Origin of the sequence: Amycolatopsis sp. NPDC004169 (assembly GCF_040610315.1) — a bacterium.
In the GTDB taxonomy this organism is placed as follows: domain Bacteria; phylum Actinomycetota; class Actinomycetes; order Mycobacteriales; family Pseudonocardiaceae; genus Amycolatopsis.
On the sequence record NZ_JBEXMD010000052.1, the window covers coordinates 1 to 23,390 of the forward strand.

The following is a 23,390-nucleotide window of genomic DNA, read 5'->3' on the forward strand; positions in this document are numbered from 1 at the left end:
GTGGGTTTGTCAAGGCGGGAAAGCGTGCCTTGACAAACCCACCCGGCGGCTGAACAGATAGCAGGGATGAGGGGCGGGGGAGGTCTGGTGAGGTGTTTGGTCGCCTTGCGTTACCGGCCGCCGGTTGGTGTTGTGGGTTCGGCCGCCGGTTCACGCCGTCCGTTCGGCCGCCGGTTCCATCAACGCAAAAGAAAAGGCCCTCCGGCGGAAACCCGCCGGAGGGCCTTTCGGCCTGACTCAAACGCGCTTGAACAACAGCGCCCGCTTCACTTCCTGAATCGCCTTCGTCACCTGGATCCCACGGGGGCAAGCATCCGTGCAGTTGAACGTCGTCCGGCACCGCCAGACACCCTCACCGTCGTTCAGGATGTCCAGCCGCTCTTCGGCTCCCTCGTCCCGGGAGTCGAAGATGAACCGGTGGGCGTTCACGATCGCCGCCGGGCCGAAGTACGAGCCGTCGTTCCAGTACACCGGGCACGACGAAGTGCAGCACGCACAGAGGATGCACTTGGTCGTGTCGTCGAACCGGTCGCGGTCCGCCTGGGACTGGATGCGCTCGCGCGTCGGCTCGTTGCCGTACGTGATCAGGTACGGCTTGATCGCCCGGTACGCCTCGAAGAACGGGTCCATGTCGACGTACAGGTCCTTCAACGTCGTCAGGCCCTTGATCGGGGCGATCGTGATCGTGGTCTTCTTGCCGTCCTTCTCCAGCAGGTCCTTCATCAGGACCTTGCACGCCAGGCGGTTGATGCCGTTGATCTGCATCGCGTCGGACCCGCACACGCCGTGTGCGCACGAGCGGCGGAACGAGAACGTGCCGTCGATGTAGTCCTTGACGTAGAACAGCAGGTTCAGCAGCCGGTCCGTGCGCTGGGCCGGGACGTCGTAGGACTCCCAGTGCGGCTCCGAATCGACCTCCGGGTTGAACCGGAGGATCTTCAGCGTGACCGTGATCGGCGTGTGCTCGTCCGAAACAGAAGCCGCAGGAGATTCAGTGGCCGTAGTCATCAGTACTTCCGCTCCATCGGCTCGTAGCGGGTGAAGGTGACCGGCTTGTAGTCCAGCCGGATGTCGGACGACAGACCAGAGCCCTGCTTGTAGGCCATGGTGTGGCGCATGAAGTTCGTGTCGTCGCGGTTCGGGTAGTCCTCGCGGGCGTGGCCGCCGCGGGACTCCTTGCGGGCCAGCGCGCCCACGACCAGGACCTCGGCCAGCTCCAGCAGGAAGCCGAGCTCGACGGCCTCGAGCAGGTCGGTGTTGTACCGCTTGCCCTTGTCCGCCACCGTGATCCGCTGGTACCGCTCCTTCAGCGCCTGGACGTCGGTCAGCGCCTGCTTCAGCGTGTCCTCGGTCCGGTACACCGACGCGTGCGAGTCCATCGTCTGCTGCATTTCCTTGCGGATGTCGGCGACGCGCTCGTCGCCGTGCTCCGACAGCAGGCCCGCCAGCTGCTCCTCGACCAGCTTGGTGGGCTCCGAAGGCAGCTCGACGTGCTCGTGGGCCAGCGCGTACTCCGCGGCCGCGATACCGGCGCGGCGGCCGAACACGTTGATGTCCAGCAGCGAGTTCGTGCCCAGGCGGTTGGAACCGTGCACGGACACGCACGCGACCTCGCCGGCCGCGTACAGACCCGGGATGACGTTCTCGTTGTCCCGCAACGCTTCGCCGTGCACGTTGGTCGGGATCCCGCCCATCACGTAGTGGCAGGTCGGGAACACCGGCACCGGCTCCTTCACCGGGTCGACGCCCAGGTAGGTGCGGGAGAACTCGGTGATGTCCGGCAGCTTGGTCTCGAGGACCTCGACCGGCAGGTGCGTGACGTCGAGGACGACGTAGTCCTTGTTCGGGCCGCACCCGCGGCCCTGCAGCACTTCCTGCACCATCGAGCGCGCCACGATGTCGCGCGGCGCGAGGTCCTTGATGGTGGGGGCGTAGCGCTCCATGAACCGCTCGCCGGAGGCGTTGCGCAGGATCCCGCCCTCGCCGCGGACGGCTTCCGAGATCAGGATGCCCAGGCCCGCGAGGCCGGTCGGGTGGAACTGGAAGAACTCCATGTCCTCCAGCGGCAGGCCCTTGCGGAAGATGATGCCGAGGCCGTCACCGGTGAGGGTGTGCGCGTTCGACGTCGTCTTGAAGATCTTGCCCGCGCCGCCGGTGGCGAACACGATCGACTTCGCCTGGAAGACGTGCAGCTCACCGGTGGCCAGCTCGTAGGCGACGACACCCGAAGCGACCGGGTTCCCGTTGTCGTCCTCCGACAGGATCAGGTCGAGCACGTAGAACTCGTTGAAGAACTCCGTGCCGTACTTGACGCAGTTCTGGTAGAGCGTCTGCAGGATCATGTGACCGGTGCGGTCCGCGGCGTAGCAGGCGCGGCGCACCGCGGCCTTGCCGTGGTCACGCGTGTGCCCGCCGAAGCGGCGCTGGTCGATCTTGCCCTCGGGCGTGCGGTTGAACGGCAGGCCCATCTTCTCCAGGTCGAGCACCGCGTCGATGGCCTCCTTGGCCATGATCTCCGCGGCGTCCTGGTCGACGAGGTAGTCGCCGCCCTTGACCGTGTCGAAGGTGTGCCACTCCCAGTTGTCCTCTTCGACGTTCGCCAGCGCGGCGCACATGCCGCCCTGGGCCGCGCCGGTGTGGGACCGGGTCGGGTAGAGCTTGGTGAGGACCGCGGTGCGGGCGCGCTGGCCGGACTCGATGGCCGCGCGCATGCCGGCGCCGCCGGCGCCGACGATCACCACGTCGTACTTGTGGAACTGCATGGGGAAAGTCTCCGTGGCTTCAGTTCGCGGGCATGTTCGGGTCGAACGTGAAGATCACCATCGTGCCGACGGCCAGGATGAGCACCATCGAGACGTAGAGCAGGATCTTCAGCCAGAACCGCGTGCTGTCCTTGCGGGCGTAGTCGTCGATGATGACGCGCAGGCCGTTGCCGCCGTGGATCTCGGCGAGCCAGAGCATGGCCAGGTCCCAGAACTGCCAGAACGGCGAGGCCCAGCGGCCGGCGACGAAGCCCCAGTTGATCCGGTGCACGCCGCCGTCGAGGATGTTCATGATCAGCAGGTGGCCGAGCACCAGGATGACCAGCGCCATGCCGGAGATCCGCATGAACAGCCAGCTGTAGAGCTCGAAGTTGCTGCGGCGCGCGGCCGGGCGCTTCGGCGAGCGGGGGCTGGCGAGAGCGAGGTCGGCCATGTCAGTTACCCCCGAAGAGCGTTTCGACGGTGCGCTTCAGCATGAAGAACGCACCGGGGACCATCACGACGACCCAGACGACGCCGATGACCCACAGCATCGCCTTCTGCAGCTTCGGCCCCTTCGACCAGAAGTCGACCAGCATGACGCGGATGCCGTTGAGCGCGTGGAACAGCACCGCGCCGACCAGGCCGACCTCCAGGAGGTTCACGATCGGCGTCTTGTAGGTCTCGATGACCTGGTCGTACGTGTTCGGCGACACGCGCACCAGCGCGGTGTCGAGCACGTGCACGAACAGGAAGAAGAATGTGAGCACGCCGGTGATGCGGTGCAGCACCCAGGACCACATGCCGGGGTCACCCCGGTAGAAGGTCCCCTGCCGGCGTGAGGCACCCGCCCGATCGCTCGCCCCTGCCTCGGGGGCATGGCTCGCCGTGGTGGACATCGGTGAACGGCCTCCAACGTCTGACTGTGCGCCCGGTGGCCGTGAGGTCCGCTGTCGCCGCGGGAACGGCGGCTGTGCCGAGATCAACGTCATCGAGCCTGGATGAATCGGATGCTAGACCCGCACCCGGAACGCGGCTCACCTCCGGGTTCCCCTCTGTGATGGACCAGACACCGGCGCTCCCGTGCCGCCACCCGGCGGTGTGGCGCAGCGCACTCGGTGGCGCGGCGGCCAGTCGTGTTCCGCTCACCGGAGATCGGACGTCTAGGAGATCTGATATCTGATGCGCTACGCCGAAAGGCTGGTGATGCCGGTCTGTCATTGACCAACCCCGACGCCGTCTTTAGCGTCGCTCGGGCAAACATCGGATCTCTCACGATGGGGTGACGTTCTGGTGCGACGACTCGGCCTGGTGATCGCCGTCGCGGTGCTGCTGCCCGTGGTGTCGGTCACGCCCGCGCGGGCACTGCCCGGCGGACTGGCGCTGACACCACCGATGGGCTTCAACAACTGGAACACCACCGGCTGTGCCGTGGACGAGCAGCTCATCCGCGACACCGCCGACATCTTCGTCGACAAAGGACTGAAGGCCGCCGGCTACGAGTACGTCAACGTCGACGACTGCTGGGCCGAGCCCTCCCGCGACGCCGACGGGCGCATGCAAGCGAACAAGGCCCGGTTCCCGAGCGGCATCAAGGCGCTGGCCGACTACGTCCACGCGAAGGGCCTCAAGTTCGGCATCTACACCAGCGCGGGCACGCTGACCTGCGCGAAGACGCAGCCCGGCGCGCTCGACCACGAGGACGTCGACGCGCAGACGTTCGCGGACTGGGGGGTCGACTACCTCAAGTACGACAACTGCAACAACCAGGGCCGCCCGGCGCTCGAGCGCTACACGAAGATGCGCGACGCGCTGCTGAAGACCGGTCGCCCGATCGTGTACTCGCTCTGCGAGTGGGGCGAGAACAAGCCGTGGACGTGGGGCGCCGACGTCGGCCACCTGTGGCGGACCACCGGCGACATCAAGGACAACTGGGCCAAGGTGCTGCAGATCCTCAAGGCGAACGCGCCGCTCGCGCCGTACGCCGGTCCGGGGCACTGGAACGATCCCGACATGCTCGAGGTCGGCAACGGCGGCATGACGACCGAGGAGTACCGCTCCCACTTCTCGCTGTGGGCGATGATGGCCGCCCCGCTGCTCATCGGCGCCGACCTGCGCAAGGTGTCGCCGGCGAACTTCGACGTCCTGCGCAACGCCGAGGTCATCGCGCTCGACCAGGACCGCCGCGGCGTCCAGGCCCGCGTGCTGTCCAACCAGGACGGACACTGGGTGTTCGCCAAGCCCCTGGAAAACGGCGACGTGGCGATCGCGCTGTTCAACGAGACGACGTCCAGCGCGCCGATCGCCACCACCGCGGCCGCCGCCGGCCTGCCGAACGCCGTCGGCTACACCGCGCGCGACCTCTGGGCCCACCGCGACCTGCAGACGGCGGGCCGGATCGCCGCGGTCGTCCCGCCGCACGCGACGGCCGTCTACCGCGTCCACGCGGGCGGCGCGTGGTGGCGGAACCCGCCGCTGGTGAGCACCGGGGTCGAGGTCGCCGCGCCGGTGGCCGGCGTCCCGGGCGAGATCACGCCAGCCGGGCGGCCGTTCGAGGTGACCGTGTCCGCCACCGACGAGGGCCGGGTCCCGGTGTTCGACCCGCGCGTGACGCTGAGCGCGCCCGCGGGCTGGCACGTCGAGCAGGTCGCGCGGCCGCGGAAGCTCGTGCTCGGGACCGGCGAGACGGCTTCGGGGCGGTGGCGGGTCACCCCGCCGTCCGGCACCGAGGGCACGACGGCGGTGCTGCACGGCGGTGTCACCTATCGCGCGGCCGGGTTCGGGCCGGTCACCTGGTCCGGTGAACAACAGCTGACGGTGCCCGCGGCTCCGCCGTCGGCGCCGTCGTGGGCCAGTGACCTGCGCTGGGCGGCGGAGAAGAACGGCTACGGGCCGGTCGAGCGGGACATGTCCAACGGCGGCATCCCGGCGGGCGACGGCAAGCCGCTGACCGTCAACGGCGTGGTGTACCCGAAGGGCCTCGGGGCGCACGCGCCCAGCGAAGTGGTCTTCTACCTGGGCGGACGCTGTACGGCGTTCACCGCGGACGTCGGCGTCGACGACGAGCGCGAGGCGACGAACAAGCAGGGTTCGGCGACGTTCGAGGTCTACGCGGACGCCGCGAAGGCCGCCTCGACCGGGGTGCGGACCTGGCAGGACCCGGCGACGCCGCTGGCGGCGGACCTGCACGGGGCGCAGTACCTGCGGCTGGTCGTCACCGACGGCGGCGACGGGAACTCGTACGACCGCAGCGACTGGGCAGCCGCCCGGCTCACCTGCGGCTGAATGATCGTCATCTCACAGAGTGACCGGGCTGGCCCACTCACCGGTCAGCCCGGCACACTGAGTGACACGAAACGGCATTTTCGCCGTCCCAAAGCGAAACGACCCGCCGAAAGTCGTTTTCGATCGGCCCGATGATCACGTTCGGTGTCCGATTCGTCGCGCGCGCGACTCGTGAGTAAACGTTTGTGTTACGTAGCGTGCCTTTCCTATGGCGCCTTCCGGTCCGGCGGGTACGGTCTGGCGGTCGACCCGGCAGTAGGGCCGGGTCGTGCCCTTGACCATCCGCTGGATCAGCGGGGAGGGAGACACACGTTGCGTCGCATGCGTGGAACCGCGCTGGCCGCCGCGGCCATGGCCGGGGTGCTCACCCTGGCCGGGTGCGCCAAGGATTCCGGCGGTGGTAACAGCTCGAACAACACCGCGGCCTCGACGGGCGGTTCCGACTGCGTCACCGCGCAGAAGCCGCCCGCGGCGCCCGCCGCCGCCAGCAGCTCGACCGCGGCCGGTGGCAAGGTCGACGGCAGCCAGCTGAAGATCGGCCTGGCCTTCGACGTCGGCGGCCGGGGTGACGCGTCGTTCAACGACGCCGCCGCCGCGGGCACCGACAAGGCGAAGTCCGACCTCGGCGTGACGACGGTCAGCGAGAGCACCGCCAGCGCCAGCGAGGCCGAGTCGGCCAAGCAGCAGCGCCTCGACCAGATGGCCTCCTCGGGCCTGAACCCGATCATCGCGGTCGGCTTCGCCTACGCGCCGTCGGTCAAGGTCGTCGCGGCCAAGTACCCGAACACCAAGTTCGCCATCGTCGACGACGACTCGATCCAGCTGCCGAACGTGACGCCGCTGGTCTTCGCCGAGGAGCAGGGCTCGTTCCTGGCCGGCGTCGCCGCCGCGTACAAGAGCAAGAACTGCCACATCGGCTTCGTCGGCGGTGTCAACACCCCGCTGATCCAGAAGTTCGAGGCGGGCTTCCTGCAGGGCGCGAAGACCGTTTCGTCCAAGATCAAGATCGAGGACGAGTACCTGACCCCGGCCGGTGACTTCTCCGGGTTCCAGGACCCGCCGAAGGGCAACGCGAAGGCCGCGGCCGAGATCGCCAAGGGCGCGGACGTGGTCTACCACGCCGCGGGCGCCTCGGGTAAGGGCGTGTTCGACGCCGCCAAGGCGGGCAACGCGCTGGCCATCGGGGTCGACTCCGACCAGTACAACCAGAAGACCGTCGAGGCCGACAAGGACGTCATCATCACGTCCATGCTCAAGCGCGTCGACGTCGCGGTGTTCGACTACGTGCAGGCCGTCGCCAAGGGCGACCTGAGCGTCCTGCCGAAGCGGTTCGACCTCAAGGTCGACGGCGTCGGCTACGCCACCTCCGGCGGCAAGGTCGACGACATCAAGGATGTTCTGGACGGCTACAAGGCCCAGATCATCTCGGGTGCCATCACCGTTTCGGACAAGCCGCAGAAGTAGCTCACGACGTGTCCGGGGCTCGGAGGAACTCTCCTCCGGGCCCCTCACGCGTTTACACGAGATAGGGAATTCTCCCGCCCATGAGCACAGCCGAGGCCCCGGCCGAGGCCGTCCCCGACCGGGGCGCCCCCGCCGTCCAGCTGACCGGGATCACCAAGCGCTTTCCCGGCGTGGTGGCCAACTCCGACGTCAACCTCACCGTCGCCGCCGGCGAGGTGCACGCCATCTGTGGCGAGAACGGCGCCGGCAAGTCCACCCTGATGAAGATCCTGTACGGCATGCAGCCGCCGGACGAGGGCACCATCGCGATCAACGGCGAAGAGGTGAAACTGCGCAACCCGCAGGACGCCATCCGCGCCGGCATCGGCATGGTGCACCAGCACTTCATGCTCGCCGACAACCTGACCGTCGGCGAGAACGTCTTCCTCGGCGCCGAGGGCCTGCACGGCATCGGCCGCGCCGCCCGCGCGCGGCTGGCCGAGCTCGCCGAGCGCACCGGCCTGCACGCCAAGCCGGAGACGCTGCTGGAGGAGCTCGGCGTCGCCGACCGCCAGCGCGTCGAGATCGTCAAGGTGCTCTACCGCGGGGCGAAGATCATCATCCTCGACGAGCCGACCGCCGTGCTCGTGCCGCAGGAGGTCGACGCGCTCTTCGACACCGTGCGGGAGATGAAGGACGGCGGCTACACGTTCCTCTTCATCTCGCACAAGCTCGACGAGGTCCGCGCGATCGCCGACACCGTCACGGTGATCCGGCGCGGCACCACCGTCGGCACCGCCGACCCGAAGACCATCACCTCCCGCCAGCTCGCGGAGATGATGGTCGGCTCCGAGCTGCCCAGCCCGGAGACCCGCGAGTCCACCGTCACCGACCGCGCCGTGCTGCGCCTGTCCGGGCTGACGCTGGGCTCCGAGGGCTCGGACCGCAACGCGCTCGACGACGTCACGTTCACCGTGCGCGCGGGCGAGGTGCTCGGCATCGCCGGCGTCGAGGGCAACGGCCAGACCGAGCTCGTCGAGACGATCATGGGCATGCGCAAGGCGACCGGCGGCACGATCGAACTGGTCGACGCCGACGGCAAGGCCCGCGACCTCACCAAGACCGGGACGCTGGCGCGGCGGGAAGCCGGCATCGGCTACATCGCCGAGGACCGCACCCGGCACAGCCTGCTGCTCACGCAACCGTTGTGGGTCAACCGGATCCTCGGGTACCAGACCCGCGAACCGGTCTCGAAGGGCCAGCTGCTCGACATCGCCGGCGCCCGCGCCGACACCGAGCGGATCGTCCGCGACTACGACGTCCGCACCCCGGGCATCGACGTCCCGGCCGCGGCGCTCTCGGGCGGCAACCAGCAGAAGCTGATCGTCGGGCGCGAGCTGTCGGGCAACCCGGTGCTGCTGATCGCGTCGCACCCCACGCGCGGGGTCGACGTCGGCGCGCAGGCGCTGATCTGGGAGAACATCCGCCAGGCCCGCGCGGCCGGCCTCGCCGTGCTGCTCATCTCCGCCGACCTCGACGAGCTGATCGGCCTGTCCGACACGATCCGCGTCATGCTGCGCGGGCGGCTCGTCAGCGAGGCCGACCCCGCCACGGTGACGCCGCAGGAACTGGGCTCGGCGATGACCGGCGCCGGAGAAGGTGACGAAGAATGACTTCCTGGCGCACGAAACTGCTGCCACCGCTGCTGGCGATCGTGTTCGCCGTCCTGCTGTCGGCGATCGCGCTGCTCATCTCCGGCGCCGATCCGCTGCAGGCGTACGGGACGATGATCGGCCAGATGTTCAAGGGCTCGACCGCGGTCGACACCGTGAACCTGGCGACGGTCTACTACCTGTCCGGGCTCGCGGTCGCCATCGGCTTCCAGATGAACCTCTTCAACATCGGTGTCGAAGGCCAGTACCGCTTCGCCGCCGTCGTCGCCGCGATCGCCGGTGGCGCGATGAAGCTGCCGCCGGTCATCCACGTCATCGCGATCCTGCTGGTCGCGGTCGTCGCGGGGATGACCTACGCGGCCATCCCGGCCGTCCTCAAGGTGACCCGCGGGGTCAGCGAGGTCATCTCGACGATCATGCTCAACGCGATCGTCGCCGGGATCATCGCGTTCCTGATCAACGCCGACCAGTTCGGCGTGCAGACCGGCAACAACATCGGCACCCGGGTGATCGAGCCGTCGGGCCGGATCCCGGGCATCCCGCTCGGCTCGGGCACGCTGTTCGGGTTCGTGTTCATCGCCGCGATCGTCGGCGGGGCCTACTGGTTCATGCTCAACCGCACGCGGTTCGGCTTCGAGCTCAAGGCGTCCGGCGAGTCGACCACCGCGGCCGCCGCGGGTGGCGTCAACGCCAAGAAGATGACGCTGATCGCGATGCTGCTCTCCGGTGCCGTCGCCGGCCTGGTCGCGATGCCGGAGCTGCTCGGCCGCGACTACAGCTACGGCATCACCGCGACCCAGATGTACGGCTTCACCGGCATCGCGGTCGCGCTGCTCGGCCGCAACCACCCCGGCGGCATCGCGCTCGGCGCGCTGCTGTGGGCGTTCCTCGACACCTCCGCGGTGTCGCTGGAGCAGATCAACGTGTCCAAGGAGATCGCGACGATCATGCAGGGCATCATCGTGCTGTCGGTCGTCGTGGCGTACGAGATCGTGCGCCGGGCCGACCTCGCGGCCGAACAACGGAGGGTGGGCCGCGCGCTCGCCGCCCGCAAGGGTTCCTCGGTCGCCGAAGGGGGTGCGGTGTGATCACCGACGTCGCTCCCGAATCCGGCTCGACCATGCCGGTGCAGCGCCGCCGCCGGGGCCGGGTCCCCGGCTGGCTGCGCGGGGTCATCTGGGCCGTCATCGCCATCGCCGTCATCTCGACGGCGTCGTACTCCACCGGTGTCTCCGCGCTGACGTCGTCGAACACCGCTTCGACGGCCCTGCGCCTGGCGCTGCCGATCCTGCTCTGCGCGCTGGGCGGCCTCTGGGCCGAGCGCGCGGGCGTGGTCAACATCGGCCTCGAGGGCATGATGATCCTCGGGACCTGGGGCGCCGCCTGGGGTTCCTACAACGGTGGCGTCTGGGCCGGCCTGATCGCCGCGATCGTGTTCGGCGCGCTGGGCGGGCTGCTGCACGCGGTCGCGACGGTGACGTTCAACGTCAACCACATCGTCTCCGGTGTCGCGATCAACCTGCTCGGCCTTGGCATCACGAAGTACCTGGCGAACCTGATCTTCGCGCCGATCTCCGGCAACCCGCGGCAGTCGCCGGTGGTGCCGAAGTTCGACACGTACTCGGCGACGTTCCTTTCGGACTGGCTGGGCGACCTGGAGAAGCAGCAGCGCGTCGGGATTTCCGACGTCGCCGGCATCCTGCGTGGCCTGGTCACCGAGGTGGCGCCGCTGACGATGCTCGCGATCGTCCTGGTGCCGGTCAGCTTCTGGATCCTCTGGAAGACCCGGTTCGGCCTGCGGTTGCGTTCCTGCGGCGAGAACCCGGTGGCGGCCGAGTCCCTCGGCGTCAACGTCTACTTGCACAAGTACGTGGCCGTGATCATCTCCGGCGCGTTCGCCGGCATGGGTGGCGCTTCGCTGGTGCTGCTGCGCGGCGGCGCGGACTACCTGGAGAACCAGACGAACGGCCGCGGGTACATCGGCCTGGCGGCGATGATCTTCGGCAACTGGCGGCCGGGCGGCCTGCTCGGCGGCGCGGCGCTGTTCGGCTACGCGGACGGCCTGCAGCTGGCCGGCGGTGGCGAAGCGGTGCTGGCGCTGCTGTACGGCGCGGTGATCCTGGTCGCCGTGATCGTCGTCGTGCAGCTGTTCCGCCGCCAGTGGATCGCGGCCGGCCTCGGCGTGCTCGGCGCGGGTGTGCTGTACGCGATCTACTGGTCCAACGACACGCTGCCGTCGGACCTGATCCCGTACACCGCGCACTTCGTGACGCTGATCGTGCTGGCGGTGGCTTCGCAGCGGCTGCGGCCGCCGAAGGCCGACGGCCAGCCGTACCGACGGGGTGAGGACTGAGTGTCTACTGTGGATTGGGACGCGCTGCGCTCCCGGGCGATCGAGGCGGCTTCCCACGCGTACGCGCCTTATTCGGGGCTGCACGTGGGGGTCGCGGGAATCGTCGACGACGGCCGGGTGGTGACCGGGTGCAACGTCGAAAACGCGTCCTACGGGCTCGGGCTGTGCGCCGAGTGCACGATGGCCGGGCAGCTGCGGCTGTCCGGTGGCGGCCGGCTGGTCGCCGTGGCCTGCCGTTCGGGTGCCGGTGACCTGCTGATGCCGTGCGGGCGGTGCCGCCAGATCCTGTTCGAGCTGGGCGGGTCTTCGTGCCTGGTGGACACGCCGAGCGGGATCCTGCCGATGTCCGACGTCCTGCCGGACGCGTTCGGCCCGGACGACCTGCCGTGAGCGCGTTCGCGGCGGTCGACGTCATCCGGGCGAAGCGGGACGGCGGGTCGCTCTCCGACGAGCAGATCGACTGGGTCGTCGACGCGTACACGCGCGGGGTCGTGGCCGAAGAGCAGATGTCGGCGCTGGCCATGGCGATCTTCCTGAACGGGATGACTTCGGCGGAGATCTCGCGGTGGACGCACGCGATGATCGCGTCGGGGGAACGGCTTTCGCTGTCCGTTTCCCGGCCCACGGTCGACAAGCACTCGACGGGCGGGGTCGGCGACAAGATCACGCTGCCGCTGGCGCCCCTGGTGGCGGCGTGCGGGGCGGCGGTGCCGCAGCTGTCCGGGCGCGGGCTCGGCCACACGGGTGGGACGCTCGACAAGCTGGAGTCGATCCCCGGCTGGCGGGCCGCACTGTCCACTTCGGAGATTGCCAGGCAGCTGGAAGACGTCGGCGCGGTGGTCTGCGCGGCGACGGACGGGCTGGCGCCGGCGGACAAGAAGCTGTACGCGCTGCGGGACGTCACCTCGACGGTGGAGTCGATCCCGCTGATCGCGAGCTCGATCATGAGCAAGAAGATCGCGGAGGGCGCGTCCGGTTTGGTGCTGGACGTGAAGTTCGGGTCGGGTGCGTTCATGAAGACGCTCGACCAGGCGCGTTCGCTGGCTTCCGCGTTGACCTCGATCGGCGCGGACCACGGCGTCCCGACGACGGCGTTGCTCACCGACATGAACGTCCCGCTGGGGCGGGCGGTCGGCAACGCGGTGGAGGTCGCGGAGTCGGTCGACGTGCTCCAGGGCAGCGGGCCGGCGGACGTGGTGGCGCTGACTCTCGCCTTGGCGCGGGAGATGCTGGCCCTCGCCGGTCTCGACGTGGACCCGGAGCCGGTGCTGGCTTCCGGCAAGGCGTACGAGGTCTGGTGCCGGATGATCTCCGCCCAGGGCGGCGACCCTTCGGCGGCGCTGCCCACGCCTGCCCACGTACACGTCGTGTCGGCGCCTGCGTCGGGGGTGCTGGCTTCGCTGGACGCGTACGCGGTGGGTGTCGCGGCGTGGCGGCTGGGCGCGGGCCGGGCCCGCAAGGAGGACCCGGTCCAAGCGGCGGCGGGCATCCTGTGCCTGGCGAAGCCGGGCGACCGGGTCTCGGCCGGTGACCCGCTCCTGGAGCTGCACACGGACACACCGGACGCGGTCCCCGCGGCCCTGGCCGCCCTCGAAGGCGGGTTCTCGATCGCGGACTCGGCACCCGAGCCGGGCCCGATCGTCGTGGACACCATCCGCGCCGAGGTGTGATGCTTGTCGCGAAGATGATCACCCGTCCGAGTGACATCTGAAGCATGAGAAAGGCCCCGCCGGGATCCCGGCGGGGCCTTCTTCATGCGTGAGCCTTACTCCGCTGCTTCTTCCGCACCTTCGGCCTTGGCCTTGCCGTCGGCCGGCTTGGGCGCGCGGCCGTTGCGGGAGCTGCGGCGCGGCTGGCGCGGGGCCGGCGGGGGCGGGGCGATCTGCTGGACCGCCGGGCCGCCGCCGAGCATCAGCTCCGCGAACGTCGCCATCGCCTCGTCGAGCTGGCCGCCGATGCGGCGGACGCTCTCGTCGTTGCTCTTGCGGACCAGCGAGTCCACCGAGTCGGTGTCCGGCTGCTTGGACAGCGTGCCTTCGACCTTCGACAGCCCGGCCTTGAGCGCGCCGTCGAGGTCGCCGATGCCGGAGAGGAAGCCGTCCTCCACCTTGTCGAGGCGGGAGGCCAGGTCGTCGAGGCGGGTGGTGACCGTTTCGAGCCGGTTGCCCAGGTTCTCCAGCCGGTCGGACGCGTCGATCATCTCGCCGGTCTCGGTCAGCGCCACCTTGAGCGCCTCGGTGTTGGCGTCGATCCGCTCGTGCGTGGTGCGGCCCAGCTCGCCGACGCGCTCCTGCGTGACGCGGCTGAGCTCGTCGACCTTGCCGCGCAGCTCGTGGTCGGTGGAGTCGATGCGCTCGCGCAGCGTCGCCTCGGTCTGCTCGATCCGCTCGCGGACCGGGCCGTGCACCGACTGCGGGATCGAGTCGAGCTTCGCGTCCTGCTTGTCGAGGTGGCCGCCCAGCTCGTCGAGCCGCCGGTGGATGTTCTGGAGCTTGTCCTCGAGCCCGTCCATCCGGCCGGCGACGCCCTCGAAGCGCGCGGCGACGCCGTCGAGGCGGCCGTCGAGCTGCGCGAAGGGCTTGGCGAGCTTGTCGACGATGCTCTCGACCGCGCGGGTCAGGGCGGCGATCGCCGCGTCCTGGGCCTCGAGGCGGGACATCGTCTCGTCGAGGCGCTCGGCGAGGACGCTGACCTCGGTGCGGTCGGGCATCTCGGACAGCCGCTTGCGGACGGCGCCCAGCGAGTCGACCGGCGCGAGGCGGGCGTAGATGTCGTCGAGCGCGTCGAAGATCTGCTGCTGCTCGCTCTCACGCACTTCGGCCGCGCGCACCAGCATGTTGCGCATCCGGTCGAAGGACGGGGCGGCAATGTGGTTGTCAGTGGTCACTGCTGTGTGTCCTTCGTCGGCGGGGAAATGGAGGGACGTGCCACGAAGCTTATCGATTGGAAAAATTGCTGTCTGTATGGCCCCCGTGAAGAGGCTATTGCGGAGGCAGCCCCCGGATGGCCGATTCGGGACATGATCCTCAACGCTGAGGGTTAGCCCGAGCCTGAGAGTTACGGCCATGTAGGGGAATGACAACGAGGTTACCGTTGGGGGATGCCTGACGAAAGCCCTGTTCTGCCCACCGAGACACTCCGCCGCGCACCCAAGGTGCTGCTGCACGACCACCTCGACGGCGGGCTCCGCCCGGCCACCGTCGCCGAGCTCGCCGACGCGACCGGCTATGCCGGTCTGCCCACCACGGACCCGGCCGACCTGGGCAACTGGTTCCGCCGAGCGGCCGACTCCGGCTCACTCGTCTCCTACCTCGAGACCTTCGCGCACACGTGCGGAGTGATGCAAACGGAGGAAGCGCTGGTCAGGGTCGCCGCGGAGGCGGTGGAGGACCTGGCCGCCGACGGCGTCGTCTACGCCGAGGTGCGCTACGCACCGGAGTTGTTCGTCGAACGCGGTCTGTCACTCGATGCGGTGGTCGAGGCCGTGCAGGCGGGGTTCACGGAGGGCGCACGCCGGGTGGCCGCGAACGGCGGCACGATCCGCGTCGGGACGTTGCTCTGCGCGATGCGCCAGCACGCCAGGGCGCTCGAGATCGCGAACCTGGCCGTCCGCTACCGCGACGCCGGCGTCGCCGGGTTCGACATCGCCGGCCCGGAGGACGGATTCCCGCCGACCCGCAATCTCGACGCGTTCGAATACCTGCGTCAGAACAATGCGCATTTCACCATTCACGCTGGCGAGGCATTCGGTTTGCCGTCCATTTGGGAGGCGATTCAGCACTGCGGTGCCGAGCGGCTCGGGCACGGCGTGCGGATCGCCGAGGACATCAAGACCGACGCGGACGGCACGGTCCACCTTGGACGGTTGGCCGCGTACGTCCGCGACCGCCGCATCCCCCTGGAGATCTGCCCGACGTCGAACGTCCAAACAGGCACGGTCCGCTCGATCGCCGAGCACCCGATCGGCCTGCTCGCCAAGCTGCGCTTCCGGGTGACCGTGAACACGGACAACCGGCTGATGAGCGGATGCACGATGACCAGCGAATTCGCCGCGCTGCACGAGACGTTCGGCTATGGTATCGACGACTTCCGCTGGTTCACGATCAACGCGATGAAATCCGCGTTCATCGATTTCGACGCCCGGCTCGCGCTGATCGACGACGTCATCAAGCCCGGGTACGCCGCGCTCGCCTGACCCTCCCCGCTTCGGACCGCAACTCGCTTGCGGTCCTTAGCCATGCCAACTATCGTTCACCATGTAGGAAATGTATCTCATTATTTGAGACGGTGACGATGATGGCGCAGGTCGTGGCGGTATCGACCAGTCGGCGGCGATGGCTCGTCCTGGCCCTCGGCCTCGCCGCGCAGACGGCGAGCTGCTCGTTCCTGTACGGCCTTCCGTTCCTGGTCCCGGCGATGCGTGCTGCCGAAGGGCTCACGCTGGCCGAGGTCGGCACGGTCGTGGCGGCGCCGAGCATCGGGCTGTTGTTCACCCTGATCGTGTGGGGCGCGGCTGCGGACCGTTACGGGGAGCGCCTCATCATGGCCCTTGGCCTGGGCATCTCGGGGTTACTCCTGGTGTACGCCGGGGTAGGAAATCACCCGGTCGGGCTCCTCTTTGGGGTGTTCTTGGCGGCCGGCGCCTGTACGGCTTCGGTGAACGCGGCGAGCGGGCGCGTCGTGATGGGCTGGTTCGCGAAGTCCGAGCGGGGCGTGGCGATGGGGATCCGCCAGACGGCCCAGCCGCTCGGCGTGGGCGTGGCGGCGCTGGGGCTGCCGCCGCTGGCCGCGCACCACGGCTTCCGGGCGGCGCTGCTGCTGCCGGCCGGGCTGGCGATCGTGGTCGCGCTCCTGGTGGCGTGGCTGGTGACGGACCCGCCGCGGCCGCCTCGCGCGGTGGCGGGGGAGCGGCCGCCTTCGCCGTACCGGCACGCGGCGCTGTGGCGGGTGCACGGGGCGAGTGCGCTGCTGGTGGTGCCGCAGTTCGCGGTGTCGGCGTTCGCGCCGGTGTACCTGGTGGCGGTGCAGCATTGGAGCCCGCTGGCGGCGGGCTGGTACCTGGCGGTGGTCCAGGTGCTGGGGGCACTGGGACGCCTGGGGTCGGGCTGGTGGTCGGACCGGGTGGGCAGCCGGCTGCGCCCGATGCGGGTGTTGGCGGTGTTGAGCTGCTTGGTCATGCTGCTGGTCGCGCTCGGCGACGCTTCCTGGCCGTGGCTGGTGCTGCTGGCGTTGGCGCTGGGCGGGATCATCACGGTGGCGGACAACGGCCTGGGCTTCACGGCCTCGGCCGAGCTGGCGGGCCTGGCGTGGTCGGGGCGCGCGATGGGAACGCAGAACACGGCCCAGAACATCGCGGCCTCCCTGACCCCGCCTTTGCTGGGCCTGCTGATCGGCGACAGCAGGTACGCACTCGCGTTCTGCGTGGCGGCGATCTTCCCGGCGCTGGCCGTGGCGGTGGTCCCGGTCCGCGCCGAACCCCCGTCCCCGTGATGCCGTGTCGACCCTCCAATCACCCGTGTCGACTCCGGGATCACACGTGATGCCCCTCCGATCACGCGAGATGCCCGCGCGATCACGGGAGATGCCCGGCTGAGCACGCCGGCCGATGTTTCAGATGCACGGCCGACGGTCTGGGTACGTGGGCCGACCGTCTGGGGACGCGGGGCGACCGTCTGGGGACGCGGGCCGACCGCCTGGGCGCGCTGGTCGACCATCTGGATGCGGGAACCGCTCGTTCGGGTGCACGAGCCACGCCGCCAAGCCGCCCGCCCGGTCTGCCGGCCGATGGGCGGGCGGCGCACCGCGCGCCCAGGCAAGCCGATCGACGAGATGGGTTCCGCAGCTTGCCCTCGCGCTCAGCGCCGAAATTCCGCTCAGCCCCGCGGGGGCGCCCCCCGTCTCCAGCGTATCGGCCGCCCATGACGAAAACCGGCGGCGAGGGGCGCGCTCGGCCGAGTAGTCCACATCTCGCCTCGCCTGTGGACCGGCCGATCCGCCTACCCGGACGGTCGGTTCGCGTACCCGAAGGGACAGCCGGCGTACCTGGACAGTCGGTTTGCGTACCCGAAGGGTCGGCCGGCGTACCTGGACGGTCGGTTCACGTACCTGGACGGACGACTTGCGTACCCAGGTGGACGACTCGCGTGCCTGGAGGGTCGACACGCGTGATTGAGGGGTCGACACGCGTGATTGGAGGGTCGACACGGCGAAGGCCGCCTCCCCAACCCGCGGGAGGCGGCCTTCAACGCGAAACTCAAGCCACCGTAAGCCGGTTCTCGAAAGTTTCGACCAGCTTGCGCCACGCGCTCTGCTCCGCGTCGAACGGCGCCGACGGCTCCAGGCGGGTCGGGTCCGGGCGGAGGACGAACGACACCAGCCAGCCCAGGCTTTCGTTGCCCGCCAACGCCGTCTCCGCCGAGTCGTCCCCGGCCCACTCCGCCGCGTCCGTGATCAGCTCGACCGCCAGCTCCAGCTGCGTCGGGTCGATCGACTCCGGGCCCTCCGCGATGTCCGCGTCCAGGCCCGTCAGGACGTACGTGTTCTCCGGGTCGACCTCGATCTCGAGCTCGCCGGCCGTCGCCTTGGCCAGTACCTCGTCCCACGTGGACACGTCCGCGAGGTCCGTGTCGGCCAGCTCCTTGCCGTCGGCGAGGGCGCGGGCGAGCGCGGACGGCGAGGTGAACACGTCGATCTCGCCGTCGCTGCCCAGGAACACCGGGGCGTCGTCGAGGTAGCAGCGCAGCGTGTAGTACTCCGCGCCGGACGTGATGATCTTGATCGGGTCGATGCCGACCTCGGCCCAGAAGCCGACCGGGCCCTCTTCCTCGATCGAGTCCTCGTCCTCATCCGAGGACAGCGCTTCGAGGTCCTCTTCGCCCTCGGCGCCGGCCTCGGCTTCGGCGGACTCCTCGTGGAACGCGGCCAGCTCCTCGGCCGTCTGCTCCAGGACCTTCTCGTCGACCTCCGGCTGGGTCACCAGGCCGTCGATCGCGTCGAGCACGGTGTCCCACTTCTGCGACACCGTCTCGGACAGGTCGTTCCACACCTGGACGCCGACGCTCCCGGTGAACGGCAGCGTGCCCTGGTCGAGCAGCGAGAAGCCCTCGGTCGAGTCGAGGATCTCGTGGACCTCTTCGAGGTCGCAGACGTCGGCGAGCGAGCGCACGATGCCGACGATCTCCGCCAGCTCGGCGATGTGCCAGACGTCCGGCTCTTCGGCGACCAGCTCCGGCACGCCGACGAGGTCGTACGTGTGGTCCTCGTCCGGGATCAGCTCCGGCACGTTCAGCGACGGCACCGCGTCCCACGCCGGGTGGTCCAGCAGGTCGTGCCGCTCGGACGTGCGCACGAACGCGGCCAGGTGGGCGGCGTCGGCGAAGGCGTACAGGTCGTCCTCGTCGCCGAGGAACGCTTCCCACTCCTCGCCGTCTTCCCGCCAGCGCGGCGCCCACAGGGTGACGACGTCGCCCTGCGGCAGGCCGAGTTCGATCGGGATGATGTCCTGTGCCATTCCTTAGCCCTCCGGAGTACCGCCCGTGTGCGCGCGAGACCGAATGTATCCCCCGGTCGGTGCGCGGTAACGCGAAGCCTACGGGTTAACCACGCGCGATGCGATCGCCCCTGCCGACTTTGCGACGAGCGGATGGCACGATGGACGTCTGATGACTCTCACCGACCTCCTGCCTGCGGATCCCGACCCCGACGCCCTCTTCGAAGCCTTCACGACCTGGACGGCCGAACGGGGTATCGAGCTGTACCCGGCGCAGGAGGAGGCGGTGATGGAGGTCGTCTCCGGAGCGAACGTCATCCTCTCGACGCCGACCGGCTCCGGGAAGAGCCTCGTCGCCGTCGGCGCGCACTTCACCGCGCTCGCCCAGGGCCGCCGCAGCTACTACACCGCGCCCATCAAAGCCCTCGTCTCGGAGAAGTTCTTCCAGCTCATCGACATCTTCGGCGCCGACAACGTCGGCATGATGACCGGTGACTCCAGCGTCAACCCGGATGCCCCGATCATCTGCTGCACGGCCGAAATCCTGGCGAACATCGCGTTGCGGTTCGGTGCCGACGCCCCGGTCGGGCAGGTCGTCGCCGACGAGTTCCACTTCTACTCCGAGCCCGACCGCGGCTGGGCCTGGCAGGTGCCGCTGCTGGAGCTCCCGAAGGCCCAGTTCGTCCTGATGTCGGCGACCCTCGGCGACGTCTCCTTCTTCGAAAAGGACCTCACCCGCCGCACCGGACGGCCCACCGCCGTCGTCACGTCGGCGCAGCGCCCGGTCCCGCTGACCTTCCGGTACGCGCTGACGCCCCTGCACGAGACCATGTCCGAGCTGCTCAACGGCGGCCAGGCGCCGGTCTACGTCGTGCACTTCTCGCAGGCCGCGGCCATCGAGCGGGCGCAGACGCTGATGAGCATCAACGTGACGTCGAAGGCCGAGAAGGAGGCCATCGCCGAGCTGATCGGCGACTTCCGGTTCTCCGCCGGCTTCGGCAAGACGCTCTCGCGGCTGGTCCGCCACGGCATCGGCGTCCACCACGCCGGCATGCTGCCGAAGTACCGCCGGCTGGTCGAGACCCTGGCCCAGTCCGGGCTGCTCAAGGTGATCTGCGGGACCGACACCCTCGGCGTCGGCATCAACGTCCCGATCCGGACCGTCGTCTTCTCCGCGCTGACGAAGTACGACGGCGTCCGCCAGCGCCACCTCAAGGCGCGCGAGTTCCACCAGATCGCCGGCCGGGCCGGGCGCGCGGGCTACGACACCGACGGCTACGTCGTCGTCCAGGCGCCCGACCACGTCGTCGAGAACGCCAAGGCCCTCGAGAAGGCCGGCGACGACCCGAAGAAGAAAAAGAAGATCGTCCGGAAGAAGGCGCCGGAGGGGTTCGTCAACTGGACCGAGAGCACCTTCGACCGGCTCATCGCGGCCGACCCGGAGCCGCTGACGTCCAGCTTCAAGGTCACGCACTCGATGCTGCTGAACGTGATCTCGCGGCCGGGCAACGCGTTCGAGTCGATGCGGCACCTGCTCGAGGACAACCACGAAGACCGGGCGTCGCAGCGCAAGCTGATCCTGCGCGCGATCGCCATCTACCGCGCGCTGCTCGCCGCCGGCGTCGTCGAACGACTGTCCGAACCGGACGAACAGGGCCGGATCATCCGGCTCACCGTCGACCTGCAGTTCGACTTCGCACTCAATCAGCCGCTTTCGCCGTTCGCGCTGGCCGCGATCGAACTGCTCGACCTGGAGTCGCCGTCGTACCCGCTCGACGTCGTGTCCATTGTGGAATCCACAGTCGATGACCCGCGGCCGGTGCTGTCGCAGCAGCAGTTCAAGGCGCGCGGCGAGGCCGTGAACGCGATGAAGGCCGAGGGCATCGAGTACGACGAGCGGATGGAGCTGCTCGAGAACGTCACCTACCCGAAGCCCCTCGAAGAGCTGCTGAACAACGCCTACCGCAGCTACCGGCAGGGCCACCCGTGGGTCGCGGACTACGAGCTGTCGCCGAAGTCGGTCGTGCGGGACATGTACGAGCGCGCGATGAACTTCGTCGAGTACATCGGCTTCTACCAGCTGGCCCGGTCCGAGGGCCTGGTGCTGCGCTACCTCGCCGACGTCTACGACGCGCTGCGCCACACGGTCCCGGACGAGGCCAAGACCGAGCCGCTGCAGGACCTGATCGAATGGCTCGGCGAGCTCGTCCGCCAGGTCGACTCCAGCCTGCTCGACGAGTGGGAGGCGCTGCGCCACCCGGCCGAGGAGGGCCCGGTCTCGACGCGGCCGCCGTCCGAACCGCCGGCCGTCACCCGCAACGAGCGCGCGTTCCGCGTCCTGGTCCGCAACGAGCTGTTCCGCCGGGTCGAGCTGTTCGCGCGGCGCGCGTGGTTCCCGCTCGGCGAGCTCGACGCGGCTTCGGGCTGGGACGCGGACGCGTGGCAGGAAGCGATCGAGGACTACTTCGAGGAGTACGACTCGCTCGGCACCGGCCCGGACGCGCGCGGCCCGAAGCTGCTGCTGATCGACCAGCAGCCGGACGTCTGGAAGGTCCGCCAGATCTTCGACGACCCGGCGGGCGACCACGACTGGGGCATCAGCGCCGAGGTCGACCTGGCCGCGTCGGACGAGGCCGGGATGGCGGTCGTCCGGGTGACCGAGGTGGGCCCGCACTAGCACCGGTTGCGCCCAACGGCCCAGTCCGGCGGCGGGGTTCCGCGTTAGCGTGGAGCTTCGCGACCTGGGAGGGACCATGGGGAACGTCAAGCGCCTGCTGGCCGGGATCTTCTTCGCTGCGGCGGTGGTCGTGGCGCTGGCTCCGGCCGCGTCGGCCGCATCGATGGTGGAGTACGCCCTGCTGGCGAGCCCCGACGCGACCGCCATCGAATACGGCCTCTGAGCCTCAGCTCACCGGGGTCAGGATCGCCTGGGCGTCTTCGCCGGCGAACCACAGCCCGATGACGAACGCCGGCGGGGCCGGGTGAGCGCAGGTGTCGCGGGCCCGCGTGCTGACGGCGTCGAGCGCTGCGCAGGCGTCGCCGCACAGCGAGACCGATGGCGAAAACCGGCGGGGTGGTCCGCTGGGCGTCGACGTGGGCCGAGTTGCACAGCCGCATGTCGTCGGTCGCCTTGGTGATCCGCGATTGCACCGGGGTTCCCGTCAGGCCGGGTTCGGCGGTCCTGTCCGCCAGCACCGCATCGGTGAGCACCCGCGCTGATCGCGGCCGCGGGGCGGCCAGGGTCAGGGCTTCGAACAAGGTGGCTCTCTCGCGCCCGGTTCCGGTCGCGTCGAGCCGCCCAGCCAAGGCGCTCGGGTCCGAGCGGCCGCTCACTATCAAGTCGTGACCGGCCCGACCCCACTTTGTGCCGAGCGTGTCCGCCATCCCGCCCGTCCCGAAGAGCCTGCTCCGCACACGTTTCCTGGTGATTGGCTGGTGCGAGCACGATGGCAGGAACTGCCGTACGCGGCTCGCCTTCGACCTGGTCGCCAACACCTGGAACCCGGTGGTGCTGTGGGCGTTGCGCCACGGTCCGCGACGGCACGTCGACCTGCGGCGGACCATCGGCGGCATCAGCGCGAAGGTGCTCACGGAAGCCCTGCGGCGCCTGGAGTCCGACGGCCTGGTCGAGCGGCGCGAAGGTGCGTACGCGCTTACGCCGTTGGGTGAGACGCTGCTGGAGCCGATCGAGGGTTTCGGGCGCTGGGCCGCCTAGCACGGCGACGACGTCGTCGCCGCTCAAAGCCGAGCAGCACGATCAGCGTGAGCAGCTCCACCGCGGGCAGCGGGTAGCCGAGCAGCAGCCCGGCGGTGACGTCGAACGCCGGCGCGCCGAGGCCGGCCACGAACACCCAGGCCGGCGCGGTCGGCGGCTTGGCGGTGGGGGACCACGGCGTCCTGCGGCCCGGTTTCGCGACCGACAGCCAGGCCTGGAACGCGAGCGCGCTCGCCATCAGCGACGCCCCGGCGATCTGCGGCCAGGCGACGGCGCCGGTGTCCGCGGACTTCCGGAGGGCGGGGGAGAGCAGGAAGATCCCCGCGTAGAGCTGGATCAGCGTGAGGGCGAACTTGGTGAGCACCCACCAGTGCCGGAAGTAGCCCCACGCCGTCGCCCCGGCGAGCAGGAGGCCGGTGAACGCCGAGACGTTGGCCATGGGTGCGAGCAGGGCGGAGTCGAGCCGGTCGGCCGCCGCGGGCGCACCCGACGACATGAGCACGACCAGGGCGAGGGCCTGGCTCATCCAGCCCACCGAGGACACGGCGTGCAGCCAGACGACGGCCTGGCGCCAGCGAGGAGAAGTCTTCACGGCCTCCAGGCTCGCGAAGCGCGGGCGCGGGCACATCGGGCGCGACCCGGGTTTCGCCCCGGACCCGGGCGGGCCGGGCGTACACCCGGTGGGGTACGC

19 protein-coding genes are annotated in these 23,390 nt (G+C 69.6%); 12 read left to right on the forward strand and 7 right to left on the reverse strand.

Features of this window, described 5'->3' with window-relative positions; translation table 11 throughout:
- Positions 1–237: 237 nt before the first annotated feature.
- The 4 genes from ABZX11_RS41940 to sdhC are packed head-to-tail and all read right to left on the reverse strand — an operon-like array spanning position 238 to position 3,640.
- Positions 238–1,008 (reverse strand): succinate dehydrogenase iron-sulfur subunit, encoded by a 771-nt coding sequence (locus ABZX11_RS41940; RefSeq protein WP_176173158.1) that lies wholly within the window; start codon positions 1,006–1,008, stop codon positions 238–240.
- On the reverse strand, positions 1,008–2,762 hold the full coding sequence (gene sdhA, locus ABZX11_RS41945) for a succinate dehydrogenase flavoprotein subunit (protein WP_354924042.1): 1,755 nt from the start codon (positions 2,760–2,762) through the stop codon (positions 1,008–1,010). The genes ABZX11_RS41940 and sdhA overlap by 1 nt, the downstream gene beginning before the upstream one ends.
- A gap of 19 nt (positions 2,763–2,781) precedes the next feature.
- Positions 2,782–3,195 (reverse strand): succinate dehydrogenase hydrophobic membrane anchor subunit, encoded by a 414-nt coding sequence (locus ABZX11_RS41950; protein ID WP_176173156.1) that lies wholly within the window; start codon positions 3,193–3,195, stop codon positions 2,782–2,784.
- A 1-nt stretch (position 3,196) separates the two neighbouring features.
- The gene (gene sdhC, locus ABZX11_RS41955; protein WP_063749389.1) at positions 3,197–3,640 is read right to left on the reverse strand and encodes a succinate dehydrogenase, cytochrome b556 subunit; all 444 of its coding nucleotides are present in this window, start codon (positions 3,638–3,640) and stop codon (positions 3,197–3,199) included.
- A 394-nt stretch (positions 3,641–4,034) separates the two neighbouring features.
- Here sdhC and ABZX11_RS41960 point away from each other — a divergent pair, with 394 nt between their 5' ends.
- From ABZX11_RS41960 to ABZX11_RS41990, 7 genes are all read left to right on the forward strand, one after another.
- Positions 4,035–6,026 (forward strand): NPCBM/NEW2 domain-containing protein, encoded by a 1,992-nt coding sequence (locus ABZX11_RS41960; RefSeq protein WP_354924043.1) that lies wholly within the window; start codon positions 4,035–4,037, stop codon positions 6,024–6,026.
- A gap of 321 nt (positions 6,027–6,347) precedes the next feature.
- Entirely contained in the window at positions 6,348–7,490 is a 1,143-nt protein-coding gene (locus ABZX11_RS41965) for a BMP family ABC transporter substrate-binding protein (protein ID WP_176173155.1), read from the forward strand.
- Positions 7,491–7,570: 80 nt separating this feature from the next.
- Positions 7,571–9,142, forward strand: a complete 1,572-nt coding sequence (locus ABZX11_RS41970; RefSeq protein ID WP_354924045.1) for an ABC transporter ATP-binding protein — start codon at positions 7,571–7,573, stop codon at positions 9,140–9,142.
- Complete coding sequence (locus tag ABZX11_RS41975) at positions 9,139–10,230, forward strand: ABC transporter permease (RefSeq protein WP_176173153.1); 1,092 nt, start codon at positions 9,139–9,141, stop codon at positions 10,228–10,230. The genes ABZX11_RS41970 and ABZX11_RS41975 overlap by 4 nt, the downstream gene beginning before the upstream one ends.
- Positions 10,231–10,262: 32 nt before the next feature.
- Positions 10,263–11,495, forward strand: a complete 1,233-nt coding sequence (locus tag ABZX11_RS41980; RefSeq protein ID WP_176177954.1) for an ABC transporter permease — start codon at positions 10,263–10,265, stop codon at positions 11,493–11,495.
- On the forward strand, positions 11,496–11,885 hold the full coding sequence (locus ABZX11_RS41985) for a cytidine deaminase (RefSeq protein WP_176173152.1): 390 nt from the start codon (positions 11,496–11,498) through the stop codon (positions 11,883–11,885). It abuts the gene before it with no gap.
- Positions 11,882–13,165, forward strand: coding sequence for a thymidine phosphorylase (locus ABZX11_RS41990; protein ID WP_354924048.1), 1,284 nt, complete (start codon positions 11,882–11,884; stop codon positions 13,163–13,165). The genes ABZX11_RS41985 and ABZX11_RS41990 overlap by 4 nt, the downstream gene beginning before the upstream one ends.
- Before the next feature lie 95 nt (positions 13,166–13,260).
- Here the strand turns inward: ABZX11_RS41990 and ABZX11_RS41995 are convergent, their stop codons facing one another.
- Positions 13,261–14,382: a PA containing protein gene (locus tag ABZX11_RS41995; protein ID WP_354924050.1), complete on the reverse strand. Its 1,122-nt coding sequence runs from the start codon at positions 14,380–14,382 to the stop codon at positions 13,261–13,263.
- A gap of 213 nt (positions 14,383–14,595) precedes the next feature.
- Here ABZX11_RS41995 and ABZX11_RS42000 point away from each other — a divergent pair, with 213 nt between their 5' ends.
- Positions 14,596–15,690, forward strand: a complete 1,095-nt coding sequence (locus tag ABZX11_RS42000; protein WP_354924052.1) for an adenosine deaminase — start codon at positions 14,596–14,598, stop codon at positions 15,688–15,690.
- A gap of 101 nt (positions 15,691–15,791) precedes the next feature.
- Positions 15,792–16,985 carry an MFS transporter gene (locus ABZX11_RS42005; RefSeq protein WP_354924109.1) on the forward strand — a complete coding sequence of 398 codons (1,194 nt, stop codon included), beginning with the start codon at positions 15,792–15,794 and terminating at the stop codon, positions 16,983–16,985.
- Between the two features lie 763 nt (positions 16,986–17,748).
- Here ABZX11_RS42005 and ABZX11_RS42010 read toward each other — a convergent pair.
- Complete coding sequence (locus tag ABZX11_RS42010; RefSeq protein ID WP_176173148.1) at positions 17,749–19,005, reverse strand: primosomal protein; 1,257 nt, start codon at positions 19,003–19,005, stop codon at positions 17,749–17,751.
- A 151-nt stretch (positions 19,006–19,156) separates the two neighbouring features.
- Between ABZX11_RS42010 and ABZX11_RS42015 the strand changes: the two genes are divergently transcribed.
- From ABZX11_RS42015 to ABZX11_RS42025, 3 genes are all read left to right on the forward strand, one after another.
- On the forward strand, positions 19,157–21,661 hold the full coding sequence (locus ABZX11_RS42015; protein WP_354924054.1) for a DUF3516 domain-containing protein: 2,505 nt from the start codon (positions 19,157–19,159) through the stop codon (positions 21,659–21,661).
- Between the two features lie 76 nt (positions 21,662–21,737).
- A complete protein-coding gene (locus ABZX11_RS42020; protein WP_176173146.1) occupies positions 21,738–21,884 on the forward strand; it encodes a hypothetical protein in 147 nt (48 codons plus the stop codon).
- 527 nt (positions 21,885–22,411) lie between these two features.
- Positions 22,412–22,699: a helix-turn-helix domain-containing protein gene (locus tag ABZX11_RS42025; RefSeq protein WP_354924111.1), complete on the forward strand. Its 288-nt coding sequence runs from the start codon at positions 22,412–22,414 to the stop codon at positions 22,697–22,699.
- Here ABZX11_RS42025 and ABZX11_RS42030 read toward each other — a convergent pair.
- Positions 22,638–23,291 carry a hypothetical protein gene (locus ABZX11_RS42030; RefSeq protein ID WP_354924056.1) on the reverse strand — a complete coding sequence of 218 codons (654 nt, stop codon included), beginning with the start codon at positions 23,289–23,291 and terminating at the stop codon, positions 22,638–22,640. The two genes, ABZX11_RS42025 and ABZX11_RS42030, sit on opposite strands and share 62 nt — an antisense overlap.
- Between the last annotated feature and the right edge of the window lie 99 nt (positions 23,292–23,390).